This is a genomic window from Flavobacterium sp. HTF, from assembly GCF_003105115.1.
GTDB lineage: Bacteria > Bacteroidota > Bacteroidia > Flavobacteriales > Flavobacteriaceae > Flavobacterium.
In genome coordinates this window covers 1-26,668 of record NZ_QETH01000043.1, presented here as the reverse complement: position 1 = coordinate 26,668, position 26,668 = coordinate 1, and the positions used below count along the sequence as shown (strand labels likewise).

Genomic DNA, 26,668 nt, shown 5'->3' with positions numbered 1-26,668 from the left:
ATATGAAAAAGTTTATATATACAATTTTACTTGCCCTTTTGATGGCTCCAAATTTTATTACGGCGCAGGAAAATGCAGGGGCTGTGGGACCAATGTCATCCTATCCGGTAGTGTACAAATATGATGAAGAAGTGACATGGTACTTTGATCTTTCGGGAACTACCTTTGCAGAAACGGAAGATCTTTATATCTGGATCTGGTCTCCATCTGAACCTGATGCAGGCAATTGGGAAAATTCATCTGATTTTGCAAAACTAAAATATGAAGGTGATAAAATCTGGAGTTTTAAGCTGACCCCAACAGCGTATTTTACTAAAACTCCGGAGGAAATCGCAGCAAGCGCAGGATTTTGGTTCCGTTTGAAAAACAAAAACGGATCGAAACAAAGTGACGTAGCGAACATGACGTATACTGATTTTTCGTCATTTAGTACCGCAAATGAAGTGATCAGATCATATCCTTCAAAACCAACCATTGATAAACCGGTAAGTATTTTATTCAATTCTAATTTAAAAGACGGTTTCGCAGGAGTTCCAAGCGTTCACTTTCATAGTGGATTAAACAACTGGGCTGTTTTGCAGGAATACCAAGCCTGGCTTCCGGACGTTTCTGAAAAAACAAAACTAAAGGATTTAGGAAATGGTATTTACAGAATGGATTTGATTCCGCAGGAATACTATAATACTGAACCGGGTTTTGTTATGGAAAACATTACGTTTTTGATGGTAGCAAAAGACTGGACAACCAACTCGGGTGATCAGATTATATATGCAGGCGAATTTGTACCGCCACCGCCACCGGTTTTTGCTTTCTTCCCTTTACAAATAAGTCAGAAAGACTTTTTAGGAATGTCAAGAAAAAATAATGAATCGGGTGTAAACAAGCTAATTTACACGATTACAGCCGGCAGTAAAATCATTTCAGGTGAATTTTCGGGAGGAACGGCTGAGATCAAAGGATTTGTCAATTTAGTTTCAGAACTAAAAGGAATTACAAACTTATCAGAAATTCATGTCCTGGTAAAAGACAACAAAGACAAAACGATTTCAGATACGTCAATTCCGCTTAAGACTTTAGACAAATAATTCACTATCAAATTCAAACACCAATTCTAATGAATAGTAAAAATAAAAAATTAGTCCTGCATCAAATGTGGACTACTAAATCGGCGGTATTGATGATTTTCATGCTTTTTCTTTCGGCAGGAATTTTTGCTCAGGGAAAAAAGCAAATCACAGGAACCGTTTACGACAATACAGGAAATGTATTGCCGGGTGCTTCTATTGTTGAAGTGGGAACCAAAAACGGAACTACAACAGATTTTGACGGAAAATTTTCATTGCAGGTAGCCGTAGGAAGTGCTATTGAAGTTTCTTTTATCGGAGCGACAACTCAAAAGGTTCAGATTACAGGCACAAGCTCTAATCTTGATGTCCGACTGCAAAATGACGGATATGCACTGGCAGAAGTTCAGGTAGTTTCTGTTGGATACGGAAAAGTAAAAAAATCGGATTTAACGGGTGCTATTTCTACAGTAGCCGGAGATGATTTAGTAAAAGGAACAATTTCATCAACAGAACAGGTTTTACAAGGAAAAGTAGCAGGTCTAAATATTATTCGTCCTTCGGGAGATCCTGCTGCGGGTGCTACATTGCGTTTACGTGGAGGAACTTCATTGACAGCAAGCAACAGTCCGCTGATCGTTGTTGACGGAATTGCAGGAGTAGATATCAACGTAGTTCAGCCTTCGGATATTAAATCGGTTGACGTTTTAAAAGATGCTTCTGCAACTGCAATCTACGGTTCAAGAGGAGCAAACGGAGTTATCATCATTACGACTAAATCAGGAACAAAAGGAGTTTCGGTTGTTTATAATGGTTTATCAAGTATTGGTTATGTTACAGACAATTTAGATCTTTTATCTGCAAACCAATGGAGAGGTTACATGCGTGAAACCGGAAATTTGGATGCAGTTGATTACGGAGGAAATACAAACTGGCAAAAAGCGATTGAGCAAACAGCCATTTCACAATCACATACCTTAAGCATTAATTCAGGAAAAGCCGACAGCGGTTTCAGAACTTCAATCGGATATCTGAATAATGAAGGCGTTATCAAAAAATCAGGATTGGAAAGAATCAGCGGAAACGTGAGCGCTTACCAGTATCTTGGAGACAATAAAGATGTAAAATTTGATATGGGATTATTTGCCAATATCGACAAATGGCATCCGATTGATTACAGAATATTTGAACGTGCGTACAACTTAAATCCAACAATTCCGGTTTATGATGCAAACGGAAATTTCACATCTGTAGGAGGAAATATTTATGAAAACCCAGTTGAAATTTTAACGAACAGAACGGTTGATAACAAAAGACACAGACTTTTGGGATATTTTAAAACGGAAGTTAAATTCTTAAATGATTTTATGGTTTCGGCTAATATTTCATTAGAGCACAATGCTGTAAAAGGAAGTACATACAAACCATCTTATGCTGTTATGGAAGGAAGAACAGAAGATGGTTATGCACAAAAAAAATACGAAGAATACACTAATGCACAAGGTGAAATTTTTGTGAATTATAATAAAACTTTAGACAAACACGTAATTGGTGCTTTAGCAGGATATTCTTATTTTGAAAATATCTACGAAGGTTTTGGAGCACAAAGAAGTGGTTTTGTAACAGATGCTTTTGGTTATAATAACTTAGGGGCAGGTTATAATTATCGTCTGGGTGATGTGTACTCTTATAAAGGAAAATCAAATTTAGTTTCCTTTTTTGCACGTGCCAATTACTCTTATGACGGAAAATACCTTTTAACAGCAACCGTAAGACGTGACGGATCAAGCCGTTTTGGAGAAAACAATAAATGGGGAACTTTCCCGTCGGCATCTGCTGCATGGAAAATTTCAAGTGAAGAATTTATGGATGGTACAAAAGGCTGGCTGGATAACTTAAAACTTAGAGTTGGTTATGGAGTTACAGGAAATCAGGACGGAATTGGAGAGTATAAATCACTTTCTATTTTAGGAGTTGGAAATGACAGTTACTACGATCCGGTTACCAAAACATGGAGTTTAGCTTATTCACCAAAACAAAACCCAAATCCTGATTTGAAATGGGAATCTACAGAACAAGTTAATATTGGGATTGATTTCAGTCTTTTCAACAGAATTACAGGTTCATTTGAGTGGTATTCAAAAAAGACAAAAGATTTATTATATACATACGAAGTTCCTCAGCCTCCTTATTTAGTTGGAAATATGCTGGCAAATGTTGGCGAAATGTCTAATAAAGGTGTTGAACTTACTTTGAATGCCAATATCATTAAAGGAGATAAATTTAGCTGGGATGCCAATCTGACTCTTGGGCACAACGTTCAGAAAATCGAAAAACTTTCAAACCCAACATACAAAACAGATGTTATTTACAGCGGATCTCTACACGGATTGGCAGGTATGTCAGGACAATATTCTCAGGTAATTGCCGAAGGATATCCTGTTGGAACTTTCTGGGGTTATCAAAGTGCGGGACTTGGCGATGATGGAAAAATGTTATACTACAATGCAGCAGGCGATAAAGTGCTTGAAGGAGCTTTGGTTGATGCAGACAAAAGAGATTTAGGAAATGTTCAGCCGGACCTGACTTTAGGAATCGGAATGAATTTCAAATATGGAAATTTTGATCTTGGTATTTCAGGATACGGAATGTTTGGCCAAAAAGCATTAAATGCAACCAATATGATGCTAAACGATCCAAACAGATTACCGGCATTTAATGTACCGGATGATTTCTTAAACAGCGGAATCACTTCGTCTCCAAAATATTCAAGTTATTGGATAGAGGATGCATCTTTCTTCAGGCTTCAGACACTTTCAGTGGGATATACTTTACCATTGAAATACAAAAGCAAAGTGAGAGTTTACCTAATGGGAGAAAACCTTTTTGTACTAACAAACTACAAAGGAGTAGATCCTGAGATTGGATTAAATGCACAGGACGGAATCAATCAGACCGGGGTAATGGATCTTACAGGACTTGCAGCTCCCGGAATTGACCGATACAACAATTATCCAAGACCAACTACAATTTCTGTTGGATTAAATTTCACGCTGAATAACTAAGCGAATTGATAACCATAAAATATTAAAAATGAAAATCAAAATAACAGCAGCGATACTTTTAAGCATGCTTTTTACGGTGTCATGTACAGATCTGAATGAAGAATTATATGACAGGGTAGAGGATGGGAATTTTGGAAACACTCCAAAAGAGATTGATGCATTAGTTGGTGGCGCTTATTCTTCATTAAGAGGATTTGCCGATGGAATATCAAATAACTATCCAACTTGTGAGTATGTTTTCTTTTTGAATGAAGTTGTTTCTGATGAAGCTACTATCCCGACAAGAGGCACTAACTGGTACGACGGCGGACAATATCAGGACGCACAAAAACATACCTGGAAAGCCGACAACAGAATGATACTTTCTGCCTGGAGATATAACTACACAGGAATTGCAAAAATCAATGCCATTATTTATCAGATAGATAAATCGTCATTGACAACTCAGGCAAAAACACCAATTTATGCAGAGTTAAAAGCAATCAGAGCCTATTACTATTACAATCTTCTGGATATGTTTGGTAATGTGCCAATCGTAACCAATTTTGAAGACGTTGATTTGCCATCAAACTCGACAAGAAAACAAGTTTATGATTTTGTAGAAAAAGAATTACTGGATGCAATCCCGTATTTGAACTCAAGTGTAGTGTACTCAAAATTAACGAAAAATGTTGCTTATTCTATCCTGGCAAGATTATATCTTAATTCAGAAGCTTTTATCGGGACACCTCGCTGGCAGGATTGTATCGATATGTGCCAGAAAGTATCAGGATATACATTAACACCTGATTTCTTCGCCAATTTTGCTACAGAAAATCAGACGTCAAGCGAAATTATATTTGCTATTCCATACGATTCAAAAGCAGGAACAGTGGGTAATTATATGAGTTCAATGTCTTGTCACTATTTACATAAACTGACATTGTCACCAACAGGAAATTATCCTTGGAGTGCCAACGGAATGTGCGCGCAGCCTGGAGTTTATTCGGCTTTTGCAGACACAGACAAAAGAAAAAAATGTATGGTTGCAGGAGATCAGATCAATCTGGCTACAGGTTCTGTAATTATCATGGATAACGGAGAACCGCTTACGTATACCGAAAACCTGACAAGTTTAACCGATGCTAAAGAAAATGAAGGAGTTCGTTTAGGTAAATACGAAATGAAAGCCGGAGAAAACTGGGAACGTGATCATGACTTTGTATTAATTCGTTATGCAGAAATCTTAATGATGCAGGCAGAATGTTATGTACGTCTTGGTGCACCTGAACTGGCAAGACCGTTCTTACAGCAAATCACAGCACGTGCAGGAGAAGAAATGCCAACAACAATAGATCTTGCTTTTATAGATCAGGAATTGCTTAAGGAATTTACTTTTGAAGGAAGAAGAAGAACAGACAATATCCGTTTTGGAACTTTCTTTGACCCATGGTGGGAAAAAGGAGAAACAGAAGCCTACAGAGCTATTTTTCCTATTCCGACTTCAGTGTTAACCACTAACAAAAATTTAAAACAAAATCCTGGGTATCCTTTAAATTAGGGTATAAAATGTCAGTCTTCCATGTTGGTTAGTCGTGGAAGGCTGACATATTTTTTAACGTCAATAAATAATTATGAAAAAATATATCACATTATTGTTTTTTGGTATAATGAACATTTTAGTTGCCGTCGGATGCAGCAGCGACGATAAAGGTTCAGATAATCCCACAGAACCAGAAAAAGTAGCAGCCGTTGCCATTGAAAAAACAAACAGCACCAAAATTTATGTTCACTATATGCCCTGGTTTGAAACCAAAGAAAGCAGTGCCGATAAAAAATGGGGTTATCACTGGACAATGGGCAATAAAAATCCGGATAATATCGGAACAAATAACCGCAGGGAAATTGCCTCGTATTATTATCCGCTTATCGGGCCTTATCATTCAGGTGATAAAAATGTGATCGAAAATCATTTATTATTGATGAAATACTCCGGAATTGATGGTGTTTTGATCGACTGGTACGGCACTTACGATGTCTATGATTACAGAATGGTAAAAGAAAATACCGAACAGCTTATCGCAATGCTGGACAAAGTAGGTTTAGAATATGCCATAGTGTATGAAGACAGGGTTACAAAAAGCGCGGTCGATGCAGGAAAAGCCATTTCGGTTACAAGTGCAGCCAAAACAGATTTAGCCTATTTGCAAAACAATTACTTTGATGATAAAAATTACATTAAGGTAAACGGAAAACCTTTGCTTCTTAATTTCGGGCCAATCGTATTGCAGACACCTGCAGAATGGACAAACGTTTTTAATACGCTGACCACAAAACCAACTTTTGTAACACTTTGGGACCAATCTGTAGAAGCCGGTGAAAATGCTTCGGGAGAATACGCCTGGGTGTACAAAAACAACACTTACCTGACTAATTTTTATACCAACACAAAACCAAAACTTTCTGTTGCAATAGGAAGTGCTTATCCCGGTTTTAAAGATTTTTATGCTGAAGGCGGCGGCGGGGCAGCAATTGGATGGACTATTGAGCATAACAATGGTGCAACTCTTGACGAAACCCTTAACATGGCCAAAAACGCCAATTTAAATTACCTGCAGCTGATTACCTGGAATGACTTTGGCGAAGGAACAATGTTTGAGCCGACAGTAGAATTTGGTTACGCTTATATCGAGAAGGTAAAAGCATTTGCCGGAGTGAAAAGTACAGAAAATGTTTTTCCGGATATCAGTAAATTATATGATTTACGTGTCCAAAAAAGTGGGAATCCTGATGCCCAGAAAAAGTTAGACCAGGCCTTTAATTATTTTGTTTCGATGCAGTCAGCCAAAGCAAAACAAGTACTAAATGAAATTAAATAAGAGCTGTAATTAATACCATTAAATAATGAAAAACATAAGATATAGATACTGCCTGATTACATTAGCGTCAATGCTGATTTTTGCCTGCAGTACTAAAACTCAAAAAACATACAAGATCAGCTCTCCGGGAAAAATCTCTGAACTGGTTTTTGAATTAACAGCTTCAGGTCAACCGCAATACAGCTTTTCATCCAACGGAAAATCAGTTATAGAACCTTCTTTACTGGGATTTGAATTTCAGCAAATCCAGAAAATGACGGATGGTTTTGAAGTGGTTTCCACCGAAGAAAAAACAGCGGATCAGACCTGGGAACAGCCCTGGGGCGAATTCAAAAAAGTAAGAGATCATCATACCGAAATGATTGTTCACTTAAAAGAAACGGCTGGAGATGAACGTTTAGTTGATATCATTTTCAGGGTTTTTGATGATGGATTAGGATTTCGATATGAATTTCCGAAACAACCCCATTTAGGAAAAGTAAAAATCTCGAATGAAGTAACACAATTTACTTTTAAGGATAACAATGAAGTTTGGTGGATTCCGGTACATCGTGAAAACAGTTATTACGAAAGCACGTACCGTAAAACATTAATGAGTAAAACCGATACGATTAATACGCCTGCAACTTTTGAAACAAAAGACAAATTGTACGTAGCTATTCACGAAGCAAGCCTGACTGATTTTGCCTCCATGACGTTATTAAAAACTTCTGATAAACAATACAAAAGTGATTTGGTGCCTTGGGCAGATGGTGTAAAAGTTTATGCCGAAACACCTTTTAAAACACCATGGAGAACGGTTGTGGTGGGTAAAACTCCCGGAGATGTTGCCACTTCTACCATTATGCTGAACCTGAATGAACCTTCAAAAATTGAAGATTTATCATGGATTACACCATCAAAATACATTGGAATCTGGTGGGGAATGCATTTAGAAAAGTTCACCTGGGGGCAAGGGCCTAAACATGGCGCGACCACTAAGAATACAAAAGAATATATTGATTTTGCTGCGAAAAATAATTTTGACGGAGTTCTGGTAGAAGGCTGGAACGAGGGCTGGGACGGCGACTGGACTGCCGACGGATCTGCATTTAGTTTTGTAAAAGCGTACCCGGATTTTAATCTGGAAGAAATTACAAAATATGCTGCCATCAAAAACGTTCGTTTAATCGGGCATCATGAAACAGCGGGTGCAACCAAAAATTACGAAAACCAGTTGGAAGATGCTTTTAAACTGTATCAGAAAATGGGAGTTAACTCCGTAAAAACGGGTTATGTAAACAAGTTTTTGGATAAAAAAGAATGGCACGACAGCCAATACGGAGCTCGTCATTACAGAAAAGTAATTGAAACGGCTGCGAAATACCATATTATGATTGATAACCATGAACCCATGAAAGGTACAGGTATTCAGCGTACTTATCCCAACTTCATGTCGCAGGAAGGCGGAAGAGGGCAGGAATATAACGCATGGTCTGTTGACGGCGGAAATACTCCGGAGCATCTGACAACTTTGCCCTTTACAAGAATGTTATCAGGGCCTTTTGATTACACACCGGGTAATTTTAATTTTGATTACAAAACACCTTCAGGAGCGAGAGTGCAGACTACTCTGGCCAATCAGCTGGCATTATATGTTATTATTTTCAGTCCGTTGCAAATGGCTTCTGATTTGCCTGAAAATTATGTGGGTAAACCGGAATTCCAGTTTATAAAAGACGTTCCGTGTACGTGGTCAGACACCAAAGTTCTGGATTCTAAAATTGGAGAATACACTACGATTGTACGTAAAGACTGGGACGGAAAAAACTGGTATTTAGGCTCTATTACCAACAGAAATGCGAGAGATCTGAAAGTAACTTTGTCCTTTCTGGACAAAGACAAAGAATATGAAGCCGAAATTTATGCAGATGGAGCAGGAGCGAATTATAAAACCAATCCGTATCCTGTTATCATTTCGAAACAGAAAGTAAACAACAAAACAGTTTTAGATTTAAAACTGGCCGCTGGCGGAGGAACAGCAGTAAAATTTTCCCCAATCGAAAATAAGTAAGTTAAGTTTATTTTGAGTTAAGTTGAGCAGCAAACCCGGTTTCTAAAACAGATCGGGTTTGTTTTTATTTTAGATTTTAGATTTTAGATTTTAGATTGAAGAATTAAGAATTAAGAATTAAGAATTAAGAATGATATCTTTAATCAACTCCAATTATACACACAGGCAAAACCTGAAACCTGAAACAAAAAAACCTCAGTACCTCAGAACCTTAGCACCTCAGAACCTTTAAAAAAATCAATGCTTATAAAGCTTCACATGGTTTCCGAAAGTGAAAACAGCACTAACAGTTGGGCCGTTGTAGCCCCATTTCAGATAACCGTTTAATCGTTCTTTAACGGTGTCTACTCTAAAATTCAAACCGGTATAACCCGCACTCAGGCTGAAGTTTTTATGAACATTAAATAAAACAGACAAATTGTAACTTAAAATTCTTCCGTCGATATCCTCAATTTTTACAGCAAGATAATTTGCATTCACATAGAGACCAAAGCGTTTTGCCAATACAAATTCACCCCAAACCCCGATATCGGGTAATGGCGCTGTAAAGGCAAAATTGTCATGAAATTCAGCACTTGCCTGATTAGCATCTACACGAATACCTAAATCAGCAAAAAGCACATGCGCACCAATTAATAATCCCGCCTCATATTTGGGTTTGGATAAAAAAGCATAACCATAGGCGATGCGGGCAATCTGAACATCAAAAAAGGCAGTGATACGGGTATTTATATTGTAAGTATGTTCACCAAACTCAATTTCTTTTTGCAGTGTTTTGGATGAACTTCTGTCTAAAGCAAAATATTCAGCTCCTAGTCTTGATCTTCTGGAAATACGCCACTCAAACGTTCCCAGAAAAGAAGTACTAGATTGTGAGAAACCTAAATCATCTTCGAGATCAATTTCGGTTCCAATTCTGCCATTATTAGAGCCAACCTGTATCTGAGTATTGTTTACCGGAAAAAATGCACCCGCTGTAATTTTAAACCTTCGTGCGTGCCAGGGATAATCTTCAGCATACTGATTTTGAAGATCTTCATTTTCTGTTTTGTTTAAAACGGCATCTTCTAAAATGGTATTGTCTGCAATGGTTTGTGCATTTACCGAAACTCCAAAAAGAATAATAGCTAATAAAAAGTATATATTTTTCATCGATTAATATTTAATGGTTAGAAAAATTTAACCATTAAAGTTAGTAAAAAATATCTTTCATTTTGAGTTTTAAAAGGCTTTTTTTGTTTATTAACTATTTTGAAGTCAGGTGTTTATGTTTTTTTTCGGTTCAAAGTTGCAGAGGGGCAGAGGTTTTTGAAAGTTGGATTGAATATAAACTCCTGAGTGCTTATGCACAGATAAAGCCTGGCTGCGTGAGGGATAGGAGGAAGCTACCGAAGTAGCCCGGATAGCCCGACAGCATCCCGGTAAGAGGGCACATATGCGCACAGTAGTTAGCCCTCTTATCGGGATGGTGGCACGCCCTGAAAAAACGATGACTTCGAATTGTTACACCCGGTTATAGTCGGCTCTCCAGTGTACTATTGCTTTTTTGATGGCAGCTCCGGAAAGACCGTTTTTCAGCGTGTCTTCAACGAGCGGTATTAATTCGTTATCCGGCGCAAAACGTAAGGCAAAAATCTGCTCATCGGTAAGTTTATATTCGAATTCTTCGAGCCTTTTGCCGGTGAGTGTGAAATAACGGTAACGAAGTTCCAGACGTACGATCCTGTTTTGAAGCGTAAGTGCATAATGCTGGCGTAACATAAAGGCCAGACAGAATAAAAAGATAAAGGCAACACTTATAAATGCCCAGATTAACTGATCCAGTGTCGTTATTGTAAAATAAATACTTGCTGACAAAAATACAATCAGTATGGGATAATAGACAAAATGATGAGGGGGATAAAACCGTATATGGTTTTGATACGTTTGAATTTTCATAATGATTTGGGTTTGAGAAATACGGGTTAAAAGTATAAAAGCTATTCTAATTAAAGAATAGCTTTTTTCTCAAAATAAACTAACAACCAATATTTTTATAATTTAATCTTAGATGTACTTTATAAATAGTGAGTCTTTATAAAATAGAAGAGTTTAATTATTTTAAAATATCTTAAAACCTTTTGGTAAAATTATAGTAGAAGTAGAGTTTTGTTGTTATATTTTAAAACATAATTCTTACAGAATTCAAATATCTGACTTTATGAGTGAGCCATTTATTTTCCACTCTTCTAATTTGGACTGAAAAGATTTACTGGCATTTGCGGGACTTGACGAAGGCAATGTAATCTGATTATAGGATTTTTGCAGCGATACATATTTTTTGAAGAATGCGGCTGCCTTTTGTCCGTTAAAAAATATGGTGGTAATGTTTGGGTGGTTTTTTAAGAACGTTTCAAAGTCATTTGCAATTTCGTTTTTTATGGCACTGTCCAGACTTCCGACCCTGTCGCAAAATTGCAGTACATCCCAGACGGCAATATTATTTTTTTGCAAAAGTGCTTTTCTCGTTTCATAATCATTTGAGAAATCTTCTTTGAGAATGGTGAACATAAATTTCCAGAAATTGTTCTGGCTGTGACCATAATACTGATTGAGTTCTAAGGATTTTGTGCCGGGCATTGTGCCCAGAATCAAAATATTAGCCTGGTCTGAACTTATTGGGGGAAATGAAAAACTCTTCATGCTGTACTTAGGAAATGAGTAATTATTTTTTTAAGATAATCATATATAGATAATTATAAAACAAAATACGAAAATTATATAACAATTGCGGCTGATGTTTAATCGAACTTTGATTTGTAGATGTAAAAGAATTTCTAACTCCCAAATTGAATCCTTCTTTTGATAAAATCTATAAAATCAGATTATAGAATTTTAAAACCCAGCAAAATGAAAACAGTTACCATAAACACAGAAAAAATTAAAGGTATTTTTGAAACTTTGTCGTTAAATCTAGGCGGAAAAGTGACTTTTGATCTTGACGAATATACTTTGGATGTCAATAACAGTTTTGCTAAAGGAACAATTATCGGAGCTTCTTTTAATGATGATATTTCATATGTGCAGTTTGATATGACTTTTTCTGCTGATGTAAAAATGAACATTACTAATCTGAAATCGGCCCCGGTTTATTTTGCTTATTGTTCTAAAGGAAATCTGTCTCATAGTTTTGGTGTGGTAGGTGAAGAAAGAAAACTAAAAACATTTCAGACTGCTATTCTTTCCTCTAAGGAGAATCAGGAAAATGTTTTATTTTTTGAAAAAGATAAAAGAACTCAATTTACATTGATTCTTGTTGGTACCCAGGCTGAGGTAAAAAATCAGATAAACTCGCTGAACGAAAAAGTAAAAGAAACTTTCTTTGGAGATAATGGCAATGATGATTTCTTTTATATCGGCTCGTACAATCTGAGAATTGCCGAAAAAATCGAGCAGTTGAATGCTGTGACCCAAACCGGAATTGTTCGTCATTTATTAAAAGAAGGAATTCTGAGAATTATCCTGGCCATGGAAATTCAGCAGCATACAGATGATCTTGCTTCGGCATCAAAAGATTCTAATTTCCTTACTTTGCGTGAAATGGAACAAATAAAAGAATTATCTGAAGCTATAAAAGCAAGTCCTGAAGAAGCTTTTACGATTAAATCATTAAGCAAAAAATCAGGTCTTTCTCCAAATAAACTACAGGAAGGTTTCAAAATGATTCACAACCGTACTGTAAATGATTATATAACCCATATGAGAGTTCTAAAAGCCGAAATCTTAATTAGAACATCTGACTTAAATATTTCTGAAATCGTGTACTGCATTGGTTTTACCAGCAGAAGCTACTTTTCTAAAATCTTCAAACAAAAATTCAATTGCAGTCCAAAAGAATATAAATTTAATTTGAATCCGTTGGCGATTACAGCTTAGTCTAAAGTTGCTAAGGTTCTGAGATACTAAGGTTCTGAGATTTCTGGTTTAGAAATCCCGGAACCTTATTTTTTTTTAAATATTTACACTCTAAACTTCTTTTCTTAGAAACTTAGCATCTCAGAACCTTAGTATCTAAAAAATAATTATATTTGCATAACTAATTATGTAATTAATTATATTATGGATTTTTTTGATAAAGTTGGAAAGGTGGCTTTGGGAAGTCGTCTTCGATTAATGACGGCAGCTATTACAGATGATGCAGCGAAAATTTATGAGCTGTACGGTTTGGATTTTATGCCAAAATGGTATCCGGTATTTTATTTGCTAACGGAAGAAAGGGAAATTACCATAACAGAAATTGCGAATGAAATTGGTCACTCACAACCTTCTGTAAGTAAAATTATCCAGGAAATGACTGCCGCAGGTTTGGTTCATGAAAATCTGAAAACAGAAGATAAACGCAAAAACAGTGTTGCGCTTACTGAAAAAGGATTGTTGATTTCGAATGAGTTAAAACTTCAGTCTATAGATGTTGAAGCGGCTGTTGAATCTCTTATTGCAGAATCAAACAATAATTTGTGGGCAGCACTTGAAGAATGGGAGTTTTTACTGGAGCAAAAATCGCTTTTGAAAAGGGTAGTTGAAAATAAAAAATTAAGAGAAAGTGACGATGTTGAAATTGTTGAATTTGAGCCTAAATATCAGGATGCTTTTAAGGCTCTGAACGAAGAATGGATATCGACTTATTTTGAAATGGAAGAAGCGGATTATAAAGCATTGGATAATCCGAAAGAGTATATTCTGGATAAAGGAGGTAAAATTTTTGTTGCTTTGTATCATGGCGAACCTGTGGGTGTTTGCGCCTTAATCAAAATGCATGATAAAGATTATGATTTTGAAATGGCAAAAATGGCCGTGTCACCAAAAGTTCAGGGCAAAAGTATCGGATGGCTTCTTGGAAAGGCAATTATAAAAAACGCCAAAGACCTGGGCGCAAAAAAAATATACCTTGAAAGTAATACAATCCTAAAACCAGCCATTAATTTATATCACAAAATGGGATTCCAAAAAGTATCCGGCCTGCCAACACCGTATAAGCGTTGTAATATACAGATGGAGTTGATAATTGGGTAAGTTGCTGAGGTTCTGAGGTACTAAGATTCTAAGTTTTTTTTGCCCTAAAGCAGAACATCTTAGTACCTCAGAGCCTTAGTATCTTAGCACCTAAAAAAAGAATCTATCTTCCAAACTTATAATACTCCAAATCAGCATGTTTCTTGTCTTCAATTGAACATAAAATTGAATTCATTGCGATGACGCTAAAGGTGATTCCGTTTCCTCCGAAGCCCAATACATAGTGTTCGTTTCGATTTTGATTGGGTTTTCCGAAATAGGGAAGTCCGTCTTTGGTTTCGCCAAAAGTTCCCGCCCAGGAATAATCCAGCTTAAAATTGACTTTAGGGAATTTTCTTTGAAATTTTTTCAATAAGAAAAGTTCTTTCTTAGGGATTAATTTATCGCGTTTTTTAGCATCTTTAAATTCTTCATCACCACCGCCCATAATGATTCTGTTGTCTGATGTGCCTCTAAAATACAGGTATGGCGTTGAGGTATCCCAAAAAATGGCATTCTTAAACGCTTTTGGCAATTCGGGAAGGCATTCGGATGCAATTGCATAAGTGCTTTTAAGATCAACAACTTTTTCTCTGAGTGTTTCTGTACTTTCATATCCGGTGCAGTTCACCACATGGTCAGCCGTAATTTTGCATTTATTTTCTGTATAAGCTACGAGTTTGCCTTTTTGCTCATGGATTGAGGTAATATTGGTCCGGTCAAAAATCTGCATTCCTTTACCCTCGCAATAGCCAATCAGGTCATAAGCCAGTCGGTAGGGATCGACCACTGCAGCAGTTTTAGATTCTATCGCAGCCAGTGCATTTAGGCCAAATTTTTCGAGATCCCATTTTTCCAGCCAGGTAACATCAAAACCACTTTCTTTGCGGCATTTAAATTCTGCTTTCAGAAAGGGCAAGTCTTTTTTTAAGGAACAAAAGTAGATGCTTTTTTTAAACTCAAACTGGCAGTCGCTTTTGATTTCGTCAATAATGGCACGCAGGTCAAAAATGGCTTTTTTCCCGTTTCTGTAACTATCTACGGCGCATTCTACTCCTCTTAGTTTTACAAGTTCATGTAGGGACACATCAATTTCGTACTGAAGTAATGCAGTACTGGCAGCAGTGCTTCCGTTAGCGATATCGCGACGGTCGACCATTACTACTTTTTTGCCTTCATTTATCAGTTTATAAGCCATCAAGGCTCCTGTAATTCCTCCGCCTATAATTAAAATTTCAGTTTCCAGATCTGAATCTAATGAAGGATAGGATTTATCCATAGAATGTTTTAACGGCCAGAAGGTTTCAGTTGAGCGTAACTTCATCTTTTATTTGTTTTTAGTCCTGATTTGTGTCCTTTTTTTATCTTTTCTTTCGTGCTGTTCGTGCGCTTCGGCAATAGAATGTGATTTCTGAAAGCTTTCTTCTTTTTTAGCGAGTTCACTCAGTCTGTGATAATACTTCTGAACGATAATCATCTCTTCCTCAGTCATACTTTCAATATCAACTAAACTATTACTTGAGTATTCATTGGATGCCACTAATTCATTTAACTTCAACTGAATAGCCAGTGAATCTTTATTTTGTGCTTTCTGAATTAAGAAAACCATTAAAAATGTAATAATGGTGGTTCCCGTATTGATAACCAGTTGCCAGGTTTCTGAATAGTCGAAAATGGGTCCGCAAATTGCCCAGATGACTACGATTAAAAAAGCACTTAAAAAAGCAGTTGTACTCCCGGCTGCTTTAGAAACTTTGGAAGCAAATTTTTCGAAAGTGCTGTTGCCTTTCTGTTTTTTAGTTTTCATTTTACTTGTCTTTTCGTTTACTGACCTTTTCTTCCCGAATGACTTTATTGTTTTTTTCGTCATAAACAGCGTCCTCGATTTTCTGACCGGTTTTACTGAAAATCTTAATTTTAGGCTCCTGATGTGTTCCGGTAATTACGATTGGAAAACCGATGATTCCGAATGGAGGAAGTCCCAGACGCATTCGCAGGTCAAGTAAGCCGTCAAAACTGGTCGTACCTTTTATAGTAGGTTTAAAAACGGAAACGTTAAATGTAAAAGGCTCAATATGAATTAAGTTGTTGTCTATTGTAGACTGAATCTGAATGCCTTCCAGACCCGGGTCGTCTAAGCCTTTCTGACCGGTCTGAGAACTTATTTTTTCAAACAGTTTCAGGCCTTTTACTTTTACATCCCTTAAATTAATCGTTCCGCCTCCCTCAAGAGATTCGTAAATGGGTCCCATATTTCCGTTAAGATCGCCTTTTACTTTATAGTCGATAGAAATAATTCCTTCTGCTTTCTCAGCAACGGTAACCATATCATGAAACATCGGAATTTCTTTGTAGGCTCTCTGTACGCTAAAATCTTTGGCCGTAAAGTGGGCATCAAAATTGGCGGTAGTAGGAGATTCGTCCCTGTATTGGGCATTGATTCCCAAAATACAGTCGATGATGTTAAAATTGGCATTTTCTAAGAAAAAATTACCTTTTGTAATCCCCACTTTTCCGGTAAGTTTGTTCAGAACCAATCCGTTATATTCTACCTTGTCAACATTGGTTGTGAGTGCAACATTTAAATTTTTCGGAATAATAACAACACCGCTCATTTTCGGGTGATCTTCTTTGGCATATTCAACTTCACTGTTTCGATCCTTATTTTCCCCTTTTTCAAGAGCCATAAATTCGTCAACATTGATCAGTTTTGATTTCATCTTGAAATCTCCGCTCAGAGTTCCGTGCGATTCCAGAAAATAATTGATCGTATTAAGTAAATATCCGTTAATGGCAAAATCCGATTTTCCGTAAGAAGCATTAAATCGTTCAAACCACATTTTTTCATTCTGAAACCTGAAATTTCCCTGTTTAATAAAAAAGGCTTTCGGGAAAAGTTCGGAGGTTGCTTTTATGTTTTTTAGGATAATAGTTCCTTTATTGTCCAGTTTGTCGTATTGTCCGGTGGTAGCATAACTTTGTTTTCCTCTTAATGAAAGATCAGCTTTTGCGTATCCGGTTATGTCAACGTCTTTTCGTGAAAAGACTTTATAGATTCGGCCCACATTTAGCTCACCCTTTATTTTTGCATTATAAGCCAGATCGCTAAAATCAGAAAGCGTTGCATTTACGTACATCGGATTTCCTTCAAAAACAAAAGAAGCGGGCGCTACAGAAACAATTAAATCTTTAAATGTACCAGCTTTGTTGAGTACATTGGCTACAAAAGTAATATCGGTTATCGGGTTCGGATAAGCATCTGTTTTCAGCGACCCGTTTCGAAGTGAAATTCCTCCAATTGTTTTTGGAAATAACTTTTTTGTAGTGCTAAAAGTTCCTCTTGCCTGAATATTTGTTTTTAAAATACCGTGTAAGTCAACTGTATTCAGTCCCAAAGCCGCATCAACAGTAGCAAGGTCCAAAGCACCTTTTACGCTTGCGTTTACATCCATTTCAGTAAAACCTTTGCTGTGCAGATAGGCGGTAAAATAATCTTTTTCTCCAACCTTAAATTTCATTGTATTAAGATTGATCAATAATTTTTCGATGTCAAGCTGAGGCAGTATAGCATTCAGATCCATCTGAAAATCAGTCAACGGGGCAGGAGCGTTTTGATAATTGATCGCACCCTTGTTGATTTTCATATGAAATGCCAAATCCGGTTTTTGCTTTTTGGCGACATTATAATCTCCTTTAAAAGTAAAAAGCAGATCGCTGTTTCCTGAAATCTCCGTTTCATTCATCCATGTTAAATATTCCGGAGGCATAACAGAAAATAAATCTTTCAGGGTTGTCTTTTCTGATGCCGCTTTGATATTGATTTTGTAACCGTCTCTTAAAATGGTAAATAAACCCGTAAATTTTAGCGGTAATTTGTTGATTTTTAATTCGTTTTTCTGAAGAATAAACGAAAGTGCATGGGTGTTGATTCGTGTAATCAGATCGGCGCGGACTTCTTTTTTTCTAAGATAAGCGGTTCTGTCATAATAGAAATCAACGCTGTCAATTTTGGCATCGGTGTTTAAGTCAAAAATATCTTCGCTTAAATTTCCTTTTCCAACATAATTAAAACCTTTTGCATCGATCAGGATTTTGGCCGAACGGTCGTTATATTTTACATGACAATCTTCAAGATCAATTCGTTCCAGGCGAATCGCTGTTCCTTCTTCAGGAGCATCTTTTTTGTCTTTTTTATCTTCGGGCGCTATGTAAATGTTATAATTGGCTTGTCCTTTTTGGTTTACCATTACATTTATCAATGCTTTGGAGATATATAATTTATTGATTTTTAACTCATTATCAAAAATCAGCCTTTTGAGGTTGATACCAAAAGCCACCTGTTCTGCTTTTAATAAAGTATCATTACGAAAAGGAGCTGATCCCGTAAGGGATAAATCGTCTAATGAAACAGTCAGGGATGGAAAATGGGTAAAAAAAGAAAGTCTGGATTTCGAAAAATCCATCCTGGTGTCTAAACTCTGATTGGCCACTTTTTTTACCTCAGAAGCAATTTTTCCGGGAAATAGTAGTGGAATCAAAAAAAGTAATAACAGAATTCCTGCTATTACTATTCCTGAAATTTTTAAAATTTTTAGGGCGGTATGTTTGAATGAAAATGGCATATACGATAGATTTAAAAAATTCGATATTCTAATCCGGTATTTTAGCTAATACCTAAAAACCGGATTTTTTTAAGAAAAGCTACTTTTTGTCTTTCTCGGCTTCTGCCTTCTTAGCATTCTCTTCTTTTTCTTTATCTTCCTTAGCTTTTTGCTTTTCCTTGTCTTCTTTTTCTTTTTCTTCTTTAGCTTTTTCCTGCTGCTCTTCTTTTTTCTCTTTTATTTCTTCCTGTTTTTTCTCTTTTTCCTTTTCTTTTTTCTTAAAGTATCCTCTTAACAGAAAATTACTTTTGGCCGCTTCCATATTTTCGCTGAAACCTTTTGTACCGGTTTCAAGATTAGAAAGTGTATTCGAAACGCTGTTGGCCATTTTGTCATCTTTGACCAATCTCGCCAAAGCACCGTTTCCGTTATTCATACTATGACTGAAAATAGCAAGCTCATCAGAAATAACACCTACGTTATCAACGCTTTTCTTAACGCTCTTCATTATATCAGCCATTTCAATTCCGGCAATTGAAGCAATTTTTCCATTGTTTTCGATTACTTTTTGAGAATGGACACCAGGAGAAATGGTAAGTACTTTGTCTCCCATTAATCCGTCAGAACCTATGCTGGCGCGTGCATCTGTTTTAATAAATTCACGGACTTCATCTTTTATAACCATTGCGACCACCACTGTTGAATCGTTTACCAACTGGATCTCTTCGATAGTCCCGATATTGATTCCCGAAAAACGCACGTTGTTTCCAACCTGTAAACCGCTTACGGTTTTAAAGCTTGATGTAATTCTGAAGGTTGAACCAAAAAGGTTTTTTTGTTTTCCGATAAAATATACTGCAAGTATAAAAAGCAACAATCCTATTGTTACAAACATTCCTAATTTCCAAGTATATCCAGATTGCTTATCCATGATTTCTAAATTTATTTTTTTATATTATTCAAAAAAAGAGCGAACCCATTCATCGTCACTTTTTTCCAGTTCTTCATATGTACCTTCTGCGTGTATAACTCCATCTTTTAAGACCATTATCCGATCGGCAGTTAGTTTTGCACAAGCCATATCATGTGTAATAATAATCGATGTTGTTTTCCATTTATTCTTAATATCAAGAATCAGTTCGCTGATTTCCCTTGATGTTATAGTGTCTAATCCTGTTGTTGGCTCGTCATACAATATAATTTCAGGTTTTAAAATTAAAGTACGTGCCAGACCAATCCTTTTTTGCATACCGCCTGATAATTCAGAAGGCATTTTGTCAATGGCATCGGCCAGACCAACATTTTCCAGAGCTTCCAGAACTTGATTTTCGATTTCATCTGAAGTTAAATCCCGGTTGTGTTTTCTTAATGTAAAAGCCAGATTTTCCCTGACTGACATAGAATCGTACAATGCACCGCTTTGAAATAAAAAGCCAATGCGTATTCTTACTTCATTAAGTTCACTTTTATTCAGGTTAAGGACATCTTCGTCAAAAACCTTTATTTCGCCCTTGTCAGGCACGATCAATCCGACAATACATTTTATAGTTACTGATTTTCCTGAACCTGAACGTCCTAAAATCACTAAGTTTTCTTCTTTGTTTACAGTAAGGTTTACGCCCTTTAAAATCTGATTGTTTTTGCCAAATGTCTTGTGCAAATCAGTGATCTGGATTATCGGAGCATCTTTTTTATCCTTCTTTTTGGTTTCGATATGTTTTTTTTCCTCAATCATTTTTAAAAGATTAAATCGGTTACTTGTACTGCAATCATATCTATAATAAAAATCGCCAGTGAAGCGGTTACAACGGCAGAGTTTGCTGCTTTACCAACACTTTCAGTTCCGTTTGCGGCGTTAAATCCTTTAAAACAACCGATCATTCCGATAAAGAAACCAAAGAAAAATGTTTTGATGGTGGCCGGAATTAAATCTGAATAATCTAATGATTCGAAAATCTGGGTAAGGAAACGGTACATGTTCACATCATCGTGAATATTGATCCCCACATAGCCGCCAAATATCCCTACAGCATCTGCAAAAATCACTAATATCGGTACCATAAGGGTGGTTGCCAGAATTCTCGTTACCACTAAATAATTATAAGGATTTATAGCCGAAACTTCCATGGCATCTATCTGTTCGGTCACTTTCATTGATCCTAATTCGGCACCAATTCCCGAAGAAATTTTTCCGGCACAAATCAGTGCTGTAATAACCGGTGCAATTTCACGAATCAGCGAAAGCGCTACCATTCCCGGTAACCACGATTCTGCACCAAACTCCACTAATGTGGGACGTGACTGAAGCGTTAAAACCAAACCCATAATAAAACCTGTAATGGCAACCAGCGGGAAAGATTTATAACCGATAACATAACATTGTTTTCTGAACTCTTTCATCTCGTAAGGAGGTAGCAAAACCTCCTTGAAGAATCTGGTCGCAAACAATGTAGCATTTCCTATCCCTTCGAATGTATTTTTTAGAGTGAGAATCAAAGTAATTGTTTTTAGTGGTTATGAAAATTATAATCTGAAAACCAATCAATTAATAAGATCCGGTTTCTGATTTTTTCCTTTATTAAAATTACTTTAACAGTTGGCGAAAAATATTACAGAACTTTTTCAGAAGTTTATATAATTAACATAATGGAACACAATAAGTTGAAAAAACAACTTTATGAGACATTTGTTAAAAACAAAAACTCCCTTTGTTTAAAGGGAGTCTGGAGAATTATTGATTTATTTTTTTAACATTTGGCCAATTAGATACTTAGCGTAAATACAGTTACTCTTTAAATTTTTTGAATATGGAAGTAGCAATATGTCCGCCAAATCCAAATGTGTTGCTCATGGCATAATTAACTATTCGTTGTTGTGCTTTTCCAAGAGTAAAATTAAACTGGCCTGAAAAATCCGCTTCAACATTCTGGGTGTTTATGGTGGGCGGTACAATGTTTTCCTGAACTGCCTTGATACAGGCAATGGCTTCTATAGCTCCCGCACCCCCAAGTAAATGGCCGGTCATGGATTTTGTCGCACTGATATTGGCATTAGGGTTTATTCCGAATACTTTTTTCATGGCTTTGAGTTCACTCAGATCTCCGGTTGGAGTAGAAGTAGCATGGGCATTGATGTAGTCAATTTTGTCCGGAGTAATTTCAGCTTCTTCGAGTGCAAGTTCCATTCCGAGAATAGCACCTTCACCATCCGGATGAGTTCCGGTTAAATGGTAGGCATCTCCGGCCAATCCGCCTCCGACGATTTCGGCAAGAATTACGGCATTTCTTTGTACAGCGTGTTCGTAACTTTCCAGAACAATAGCACCGGCACCTTCGCCCAAAACAAATCCGTCTCTGTTGACATCAAACGGGCGGGAAGCTGTTTTATAATCGTCATTTAAGGTAGATAATGCTTTTGAAGCGTTAAATCCACCGATTGAAGACTCTGTAACTGACGCTTCAGAACCACCTGTGATGATCATATCTGCTTTGCCCCAGCGGATATGATTAAAGGCATCAATGATTGCCGTGTTGCTGGCAGAACAGGCTGCAGCAGTTGTAAAATTGATTCCGCGAAGGCCGTATTTAATAGAAATGACCCCCGAGGCAATATTGACAATTCTTTTTGGAATAAAAAACGGACTGAATCTGGGTACGCCGTTGCCTGTTTTATATTCACCAATTTGTTCTTCAAATGTAGAAATACCGCCATCGCCAGCTCCCCATATCACTCCGATTCTGTTTTTATTCAGGATATTAAAATCAATATTGGCTTGTTTTACAGCTTCATCAGTTGCATATAAGGCATATTGCGTAAAAAGATCATATTTTCGGATTTCATTCTTTTCAAAAATATCCTTTGGATCAAAATTTTTGACTTCACAGGCAAATTTGGTTTTAAAATGTGTAGTGTCAAACCTTGTTATCTGAGATGCGCCACTAACTCCATTAATTAAAGAATGCCAGTATTCTGAAACATTATTTCCTATCGGAGTTATAGCTCCCATTCCTGTTATTACGACTCTTTTCATTATTGTTGAATTTTTAATTCTTTTAATATTGTTTCTTTTACTATTTCAAAATCATTTTCATCCGTAAGTCTGGATAATTGTATGATGGCTACCATATTGGTAATTATCATCAGTGCTTTGGTTCTTGGAGTGGTCTGAAAATCAAATATTTTTAATTCTTTCCCTTCAGTTAATATCTCTGTTATCCAGTTGAGAACCAATTCTGCAAATTTTTTAAGTTCGGTTTTTATGCTTTCGTCGAGAGTATTCAGATCGGTTGCGAGTGATCCGACAATGCATACTTTATTTTCGTATTTGATTTGAGTCTGTACGTCCAGAAAAGCTTCAAGCTTCTTTAAAGGAGATTCATTTGCCACTTTTTTTATCAAAGTTTCACATCTGTCTATGTGTTCCCGGATTGTCGCTACACCGAGATCTGATTTTGTTGGAAAATGATAATGTATAGAAGCCGTTTTGATTCCGATATCATTAGAAATATCTTTAAAACTAAAGGCATTATAGCCTTTATCCCTAATAAACTGGTCTGCTTTAGTAATAATATTTTCTTTAGTTGTCATACGATTTCTTTTCTACAAAGATACTACCTATTAGTAGATAGGCAAATTATTTATGAGTTTTTTAAAGAAAGGCGATATTACAAATAGGTATAAAAACAAAAACTCCCTTTGTTTAAAGGGAGTTTAAGTGTAATAACAAGTGATGTGATTACGCAGTTAATGGTTAGCTATAAATATATTATGAATTGATTGCTATGTTTTCTTTAGCTTTCATCAATGGAATTACTTTACTTTCTGACAGTTTTAGGTTTTCCATAATTAATCTTGCGGTCAGGTAACAAATCGTTGATTCTGCACCCTGATTCAGGTTTACGTTTTCTTTTTCAAGACCGTCATAACCGCCTCCGCTGATTGGGTTGTACATCACCTGATTTAAGTGATTTTTACCTAAAAACCAGTTAAATGCAGTTTTCATTTGTTGTTTGTATTCCGGAGTTTTGAATGCTTTGTAAAAAGTATTCAGCGTCATAATGGTATATGCAACATCAATTGGCTGTTCTCCGTACTGATTTGGTTCTGTTCCTTTATGGTACCAGCCATCATTAGAGATTACTTTGAAAGTATCGTTTACAAACATTTTTGAACTTAAGAACTCAAGTGATTCCAAAGCTACTTTTTTGTAAATAGGTTTGTTGGTTACTAAATGAGCATATAACATAGATTCCGGAAGAATTCCGTTGGCATAAGTCATATAATTTTCAAACCATTTCCAGTCTTTTGTAGCATGCAATTCGTATAAAGACAATAATTTGGCATTCAGCTTATTGATAATTGCCGCTACATACAAATTAGGAACGGTAGTATGGTATAGGTAAAGTCCTTTTGTTGCAAAAGCAATAGAACGTGGTGACTGAATATTTTCTGCCCATTTCAAAGAGTTTAACAAACATTTTGAGGCTTTTTTGGAAATAGATTCCGGAAGAATATCAGAATGAGAAACAACAGTTCCTAAAGCCCAGATAGCACGTGAATTTGAATCTTCAAGATTTACTTCGGCATTTTGCTCAATATGTTCCCTGTTGTGTTCATCAACATAGTTCATAAAATTACCTTTTGGTTTTTGGCAACGCTCGATAAAGTCCAGATAAATTAAAATATACGGTAAATCATCTTTGTCTTCTGTCAGTTTATAATGCATACAAAGCGCAACTAAGGCACGTGCATTATCATCAAGAGTATAACCTGAACCCAAATCAGGAACAGAAATTTTGCAGAATTGAATAATTCCTAATTCTGTTGTCATTTTTTTGATATGAGCCAATTGAATAGGAGGATACGAGAATTTAATTTCATTCGGATTTTCCATCAGTTTTTTATAAGTGGTCATATGAGTAATTCCAACATTTTCCCAGGAAGAAGCACGGGTTTTACCAAATGCCTTAATTCCCATTTCTTCTCTTAGATTTTCATCTAAAAATAATTTAATGGCAGCATCAGCAAACTGGTTTTCGTCTCCGATATCAACCAGGATTCCCATATCAGATGATAATACTTCACGGGTATGTGGAATTTTTGATGCTACAATTGGACAGGCACAACTCATAGCATAAGAAAAAGTTCCGCTCACAGCCTGATTAGGATCTTTTGAGGTAAACATATAAATATCAGTTGCCTGTAAGTACTGTAACAATTCTTCAGTATCCAGGTATTCATTTATAAAACGAACATTGTTTTGTAAATTTAATTCCTCTACAATTGCTTCCAGCTGATTGCGGTAAGCGTCTACACCATCTATAATAAGATTTGGATGTGTTCTGCCAATAATTAAATAAAGAGCATTAGGTACTGTCTTTACAATTTTTGACAAAGCTCTTAATCCGGTCTCAATATTTTTTCCTTCACCCAAAAGTCCAAAAGTGGATAAGATAAATTTATCCTGAAAATCAAATTTTTCTTTTGCTTTTTGAGTTGGTTTGTAAACAACAACGTGAGTTCCGTGTGGTACACAATTAATTATTTCATCTTCGATATCATAATCCCTAACCAAAATCTCCTGAGACTGGTTTGTCATTACAAAAGCTGAATTACTATAACTTAAAAGTAATTTTACGAAAGTTTTTAATTCATTATTTGGATTCTGTATTACGCTGTGAAAGGTAAACGTAACCGGCTTTTTGATTTCATTTAAAAAATCTAATAAGTGGTCACCGTAGTTACCTCCAAACAAACCAAATTCATGCTGAATGTGAACGAGCTTTACGCTTTCGTCAGCATTAATTTGTTGTGCTACAGTAGTATATTCTTCTCTGTTTTTTGTGTTTAAAGTAAAAGCCTGCGTTGGATTTTCCTGTGGTTCTTTAACCAGTTCACAAATTTCACAACTTATCGATTTACCAAAAACATCAGTAATTCCTTTTATTGTATCCTGCGTATAAGTCGCGATCCCGCATTGAGTTGGCGGAAAAGTCGATAGAAAAACGATCTTAGATTTAGTTATTGCTTTCATGGAGATTATTTTTTAATTCGTTTAATAAGTTGTTAAAATTTAGTGATGCATATAATGAGCAGCACCGTATTATATAGTATAGTAATGAAATGGCTTGGAGTAAATGTCTGATTTTAAGACTCTCAGCTCCTTTTTTAAAGTCTTACTGTTTTTTCTGACATTGCAGCTTGTTTTGTAGCCAATTCCATATGTTTTTTAAAATATTATTTAAAATTACCCCGATAACACAGCTGCGATTAATCCAATCCATTAAAAAATTAACTCTAAAGCTTTTTTGTGGGAATTCTGTAAGCCTGAAAGCAGAATTCTGATACTTCTGCTGAAATATTGATTTTATTGTGTTTGTTAACTTTTTGGGATAATAAAAAAATGGATAGAGTTAAGCGAAAGCTAATTTTAGTAAGAAATTTGAGTATAACAAAAAGACAAATAGTCGTATTTATAAACTAAAAAATCAAATCATATGTTACGTTGGACAGTCATTTTTATTATTCTTGCTATAATTGCCGGAATATTTGGTTTTGGTGGAATTGCTGCCGGAGCTGCTAGTATCGCAAAAGTTTTATTCTTTATATTTTTAGTGTTATTTATTATTTCATTAATAAGCGGAAGAACAAAAGTTTAGTCGATTATTCACTAATCAGAAAAAAAAGCGTCGCAGGTATTATTTACCTGCGACGCTTTTTTTAATGGATAATATCAGAATGAGATAATTAGATAATTAGAAAATTCTGAAAATTACGGATAATTAGAATCACGGATGAAAATTGTAATGTTTTTTGGTTATGTAAGCGATTGGTAGTCCGACACAAAATATTAAAATTATCACGGATAATAAAGTTGGAAAATCTAAACCTTATGCCGGTAAAATTGGAAATACAATGGGAAAAACAATCAGGTTTATAAATATCCAGACAAAAATAAAGTACAAAATTCAGGAGAGAAAAGTAGTTCTGTTTAAAA

General features: G+C 36.0%; 20 protein-coding genes. 8 read left to right on the top strand and 12 right to left on the bottom strand.

Going from position 1 to position 26,668, the window contains the following annotated elements:
• The first annotated feature begins 2 nt into the window (after positions 1–2).
• From DCO46_RS13705 to DCO46_RS13685, 5 genes are all read left to right on the top strand, one after another.
• Positions 3–1,085 carry a hypothetical protein gene (locus DCO46_RS13705; protein ID WP_116753081.1) on the top strand — a complete coding sequence of 361 codons (1,083 nt, stop codon included), beginning with the start codon at positions 3–5 and terminating at the stop codon, positions 1,083–1,085.
• A gap of 29 nt (positions 1,086–1,114) precedes the next feature.
• Positions 1,115–4,129 carry a SusC/RagA family TonB-linked outer membrane protein gene (locus DCO46_RS13700; protein WP_243416314.1) on the top strand — a complete coding sequence of 1,005 codons (3,015 nt, stop codon included), beginning with the start codon at positions 1,115–1,117 and terminating at the stop codon, positions 4,127–4,129.
• A 28-nt stretch (positions 4,130–4,157) separates the two neighbouring features.
• Positions 4,158–5,669 carry a RagB/SusD family nutrient uptake outer membrane protein gene (locus DCO46_RS13695; RefSeq protein WP_116753079.1) on the top strand — a complete coding sequence of 504 codons (1,512 nt, stop codon included), beginning with the start codon at positions 4,158–4,160 and terminating at the stop codon, positions 5,667–5,669.
• 73 nt (positions 5,670–5,742) lie between these two features.
• Positions 5,743–6,987 (top strand): glycoside hydrolase family 71/99-like protein, encoded by a 1,245-nt coding sequence (locus DCO46_RS13690; protein ID WP_116753078.1) that lies wholly within the window; start codon positions 5,743–5,745, stop codon positions 6,985–6,987.
• Positions 6,988–7,012: 25 nt separating this feature from the next.
• A complete protein-coding gene (locus tag DCO46_RS13685; RefSeq protein WP_116753077.1) occupies positions 7,013–9,040 on the top strand; it encodes a glycoside hydrolase family 97 protein in 2,028 nt (675 codons plus the stop codon).
• Positions 9,041–9,277: 237 nt separating this feature from the next.
• Here DCO46_RS13685 and DCO46_RS13680 read toward each other — a convergent pair whose 3' ends face one another.
• The 3 genes from DCO46_RS13680 to DCO46_RS13670 all read right to left on the bottom strand — a co-directional run bounded on the left by DCO46_RS13680 (position 9,278) and on the right by DCO46_RS13670 (position 11,722).
• Entirely contained in the window at positions 9,278–10,192 is a 915-nt protein-coding gene (locus DCO46_RS13680; protein ID WP_116753076.1) for a hypothetical protein, read from the bottom strand.
• A 351-nt stretch (positions 10,193–10,543) separates the two neighbouring features.
• On the bottom strand, positions 10,544–10,978 hold the full coding sequence (locus tag DCO46_RS13675) for a DUF6526 family protein (protein ID WP_116753075.1): 435 nt from the start codon (positions 10,976–10,978) through the stop codon (positions 10,544–10,546).
• 246 nt (positions 10,979–11,224) lie between these two features.
• On the bottom strand, positions 11,225–11,722 hold the full coding sequence (locus DCO46_RS13670) for a DNA-deoxyinosine glycosylase (protein ID WP_116753074.1): 498 nt from the start codon (positions 11,720–11,722) through the stop codon (positions 11,225–11,227).
• Positions 11,723–11,929: 207 nt separating this feature from the next.
• Between DCO46_RS13670 and DCO46_RS13665 the strand changes: the two genes are divergently transcribed.
• Entirely contained in the window at positions 11,930–12,955 is a 1,026-nt protein-coding gene (locus tag DCO46_RS13665; RefSeq protein WP_116753073.1) for a helix-turn-helix domain-containing protein, read from the top strand.
• Between the two features lie 183 nt (positions 12,956–13,138).
• Positions 13,139–14,092 (top strand): bifunctional helix-turn-helix transcriptional regulator/GNAT family N-acetyltransferase, encoded by a 954-nt coding sequence (locus tag DCO46_RS13660; RefSeq protein WP_116753072.1) that lies wholly within the window; start codon positions 13,139–13,141, stop codon positions 14,090–14,092.
• A 103-nt stretch (positions 14,093–14,195) separates the two neighbouring features.
• Here the strand turns inward: DCO46_RS13660 and DCO46_RS13655 are convergent, their stop codons facing one another.
• From DCO46_RS13655 to DCO46_RS13615, 9 genes are all read right to left on the bottom strand, one after another.
• Positions 14,196–15,395, bottom strand: a complete 1,200-nt coding sequence (locus DCO46_RS13655; protein WP_116753071.1) for an NAD(P)/FAD-dependent oxidoreductase — start codon at positions 15,393–15,395, stop codon at positions 14,196–14,198.
• A 3-nt stretch (positions 15,396–15,398) separates the two neighbouring features.
• Entirely contained in the window at positions 15,399–15,878 is a 480-nt protein-coding gene (locus DCO46_RS13650) for a low affinity iron permease family protein (protein ID WP_116753070.1), read from the bottom strand.
• A gap of 1 nt (position 15,879) precedes the next feature.
• Positions 15,880–18,693: an AsmA family protein gene (locus DCO46_RS13645; protein ID WP_116753069.1), complete on the bottom strand. Its 2,814-nt coding sequence runs from the start codon at positions 18,691–18,693 to the stop codon at positions 15,880–15,882.
• A gap of 79 nt (positions 18,694–18,772) precedes the next feature.
• The gene (locus tag DCO46_RS13640; protein WP_116753068.1) at positions 18,773–19,603 is read right to left on the bottom strand and encodes an MlaD family protein; all 831 of its coding nucleotides are present in this window, start codon (positions 19,601–19,603) and stop codon (positions 18,773–18,775) included.
• Positions 19,604–19,627: 24 nt separating this feature from the next.
• Positions 19,628–20,407: an ABC transporter ATP-binding protein gene (locus DCO46_RS13635; RefSeq protein ID WP_116753067.1), complete on the bottom strand. Its 780-nt coding sequence runs from the start codon at positions 20,405–20,407 to the stop codon at positions 19,628–19,630.
• Between the two features lie 2 nt (positions 20,408–20,409).
• Positions 20,410–21,168, bottom strand: a complete 759-nt coding sequence (locus DCO46_RS13630) for an MlaE family ABC transporter permease (protein ID WP_116753066.1) — start codon at positions 21,166–21,168, stop codon at positions 20,410–20,412.
• Between the two features lie 289 nt (positions 21,169–21,457).
• The gene (gene fabF / locus DCO46_RS13625) at positions 21,458–22,702 is read right to left on the bottom strand and encodes a beta-ketoacyl-ACP synthase II (RefSeq protein WP_116753065.1); all 1,245 of its coding nucleotides are present in this window, start codon (positions 22,700–22,702) and stop codon (positions 21,458–21,460) included.
• Positions 22,702–23,259 (bottom strand): TetR/AcrR family transcriptional regulator, encoded by a 558-nt coding sequence (locus DCO46_RS13620; RefSeq protein WP_116753064.1) that lies wholly within the window; start codon positions 23,257–23,259, stop codon positions 22,702–22,704. The genes fabF and DCO46_RS13620 overlap by 1 nt, the downstream gene beginning before the upstream one ends.
• A 178-nt stretch (positions 23,260–23,437) precedes the next feature.
• Complete coding sequence (locus DCO46_RS13615; RefSeq protein ID WP_116753063.1) at positions 23,438–25,705, bottom strand: glycosyltransferase; 2,268 nt, start codon at positions 25,703–25,705, stop codon at positions 23,438–23,440.
• Between the two features lie 463 nt (positions 25,706–26,168).
• Between DCO46_RS13615 and DCO46_RS13610 the strand changes: the two genes are divergently transcribed.
• Positions 26,169–26,330, top strand: a complete 162-nt coding sequence (locus DCO46_RS13610) for a DUF1328 family protein (RefSeq protein WP_095954205.1) — start codon at positions 26,169–26,171, stop codon at positions 26,328–26,330.
• Positions 26,331–26,668 lie beyond the last annotated feature (338 nt).

Coding starts and splice junctions, on each gene's coding strand:
- DCO46_RS13705 (WP_116753081.1), top strand. CDS start 3: ATGAAAAAGTTTATATATACAATTTTACTTGCCCTTTTGATGGCTCCA.
- DCO46_RS13700 (WP_243416314.1), top strand. CDS start 1,115: ATGAATAGTAAAAATAAAAAATTAGTCCTGCATCAAATGTGGACTACT.
- DCO46_RS13695 (WP_116753079.1), top strand. CDS start 4,158: ATGAAAATCAAAATAACAGCAGCGATACTTTTAAGCATGCTTTTTACG.
- DCO46_RS13690 (WP_116753078.1), top strand. CDS start 5,743: ATGAAAAAATATATCACATTATTGTTTTTTGGTATAATGAACATTTTA.
- DCO46_RS13685 (WP_116753077.1), top strand. CDS start 7,013: ATGAAAAACATAAGATATAGATACTGCCTGATTACATTAGCGTCAATG.
- DCO46_RS13680 (WP_116753076.1), bottom strand. CDS start 10,192: ATGAAAAATATATACTTTTTATTAGCTATTATTCTTTTTGGAGTTTCG.
- DCO46_RS13675 (WP_116753075.1), bottom strand. CDS start 10,978: ATGAAAATTCAAACGTATCAAAACCATATACGGTTTTATCCCCCTCAT.
- DCO46_RS13670 (WP_116753074.1), bottom strand. CDS start 11,722: ATGAAGAGTTTTTCATTTCCCCCAATAAGTTCAGACCAGGCTAATATT.
- DCO46_RS13665 (WP_116753073.1), top strand. CDS start 11,930: ATGAAAACAGTTACCATAAACACAGAAAAAATTAAAGGTATTTTTGAA.
- DCO46_RS13660 (WP_116753072.1), top strand. CDS start 13,139: ATGGATTTTTTTGATAAAGTTGGAAAGGTGGCTTTGGGAAGTCGTCTT.
- DCO46_RS13655 (WP_116753071.1), bottom strand. CDS start 15,395: ATGAAGTTACGCTCAACTGAAACCTTCTGGCCGTTAAAACATTCTATG.
- DCO46_RS13650 (WP_116753070.1), bottom strand. CDS start 15,878: ATGAAAACTAAAAAACAGAAAGGCAACAGCACTTTCGAAAAATTTGCT.
- DCO46_RS13645 (WP_116753069.1), bottom strand. CDS start 18,693: ATGCCATTTTCATTCAAACATACCGCCCTAAAAATTTTAAAAATTTCA.
- DCO46_RS13640 (WP_116753068.1), bottom strand. CDS start 19,603: ATGGATAAGCAATCTGGATATACTTGGAAATTAGGAATGTTTGTAACA.
- DCO46_RS13635 (WP_116753067.1), bottom strand. CDS start 20,407: ATGATTGAGGAAAAAAAACATATCGAAACCAAAAAGAAGGATAAAAAA.
- fabF (WP_116753065.1), bottom strand. CDS start 22,702: ATGAAAAGAGTCGTAATAACAGGAATGGGAGCTATAACTCCGATAGGA.
- DCO46_RS13620 (WP_116753064.1), bottom strand. CDS start 23,259: ATGACAACTAAAGAAAATATTATTACTAAAGCAGACCAGTTTATTAGG.
- DCO46_RS13615 (WP_116753063.1), bottom strand. CDS start 25,705: ATGAAAGCAATAACTAAATCTAAGATCGTTTTTCTATCGACTTTTCCG.
- DCO46_RS13610 (WP_095954205.1), top strand. CDS start 26,169: ATGTTACGTTGGACAGTCATTTTTATTATTCTTGCTATAATTGCCGGA.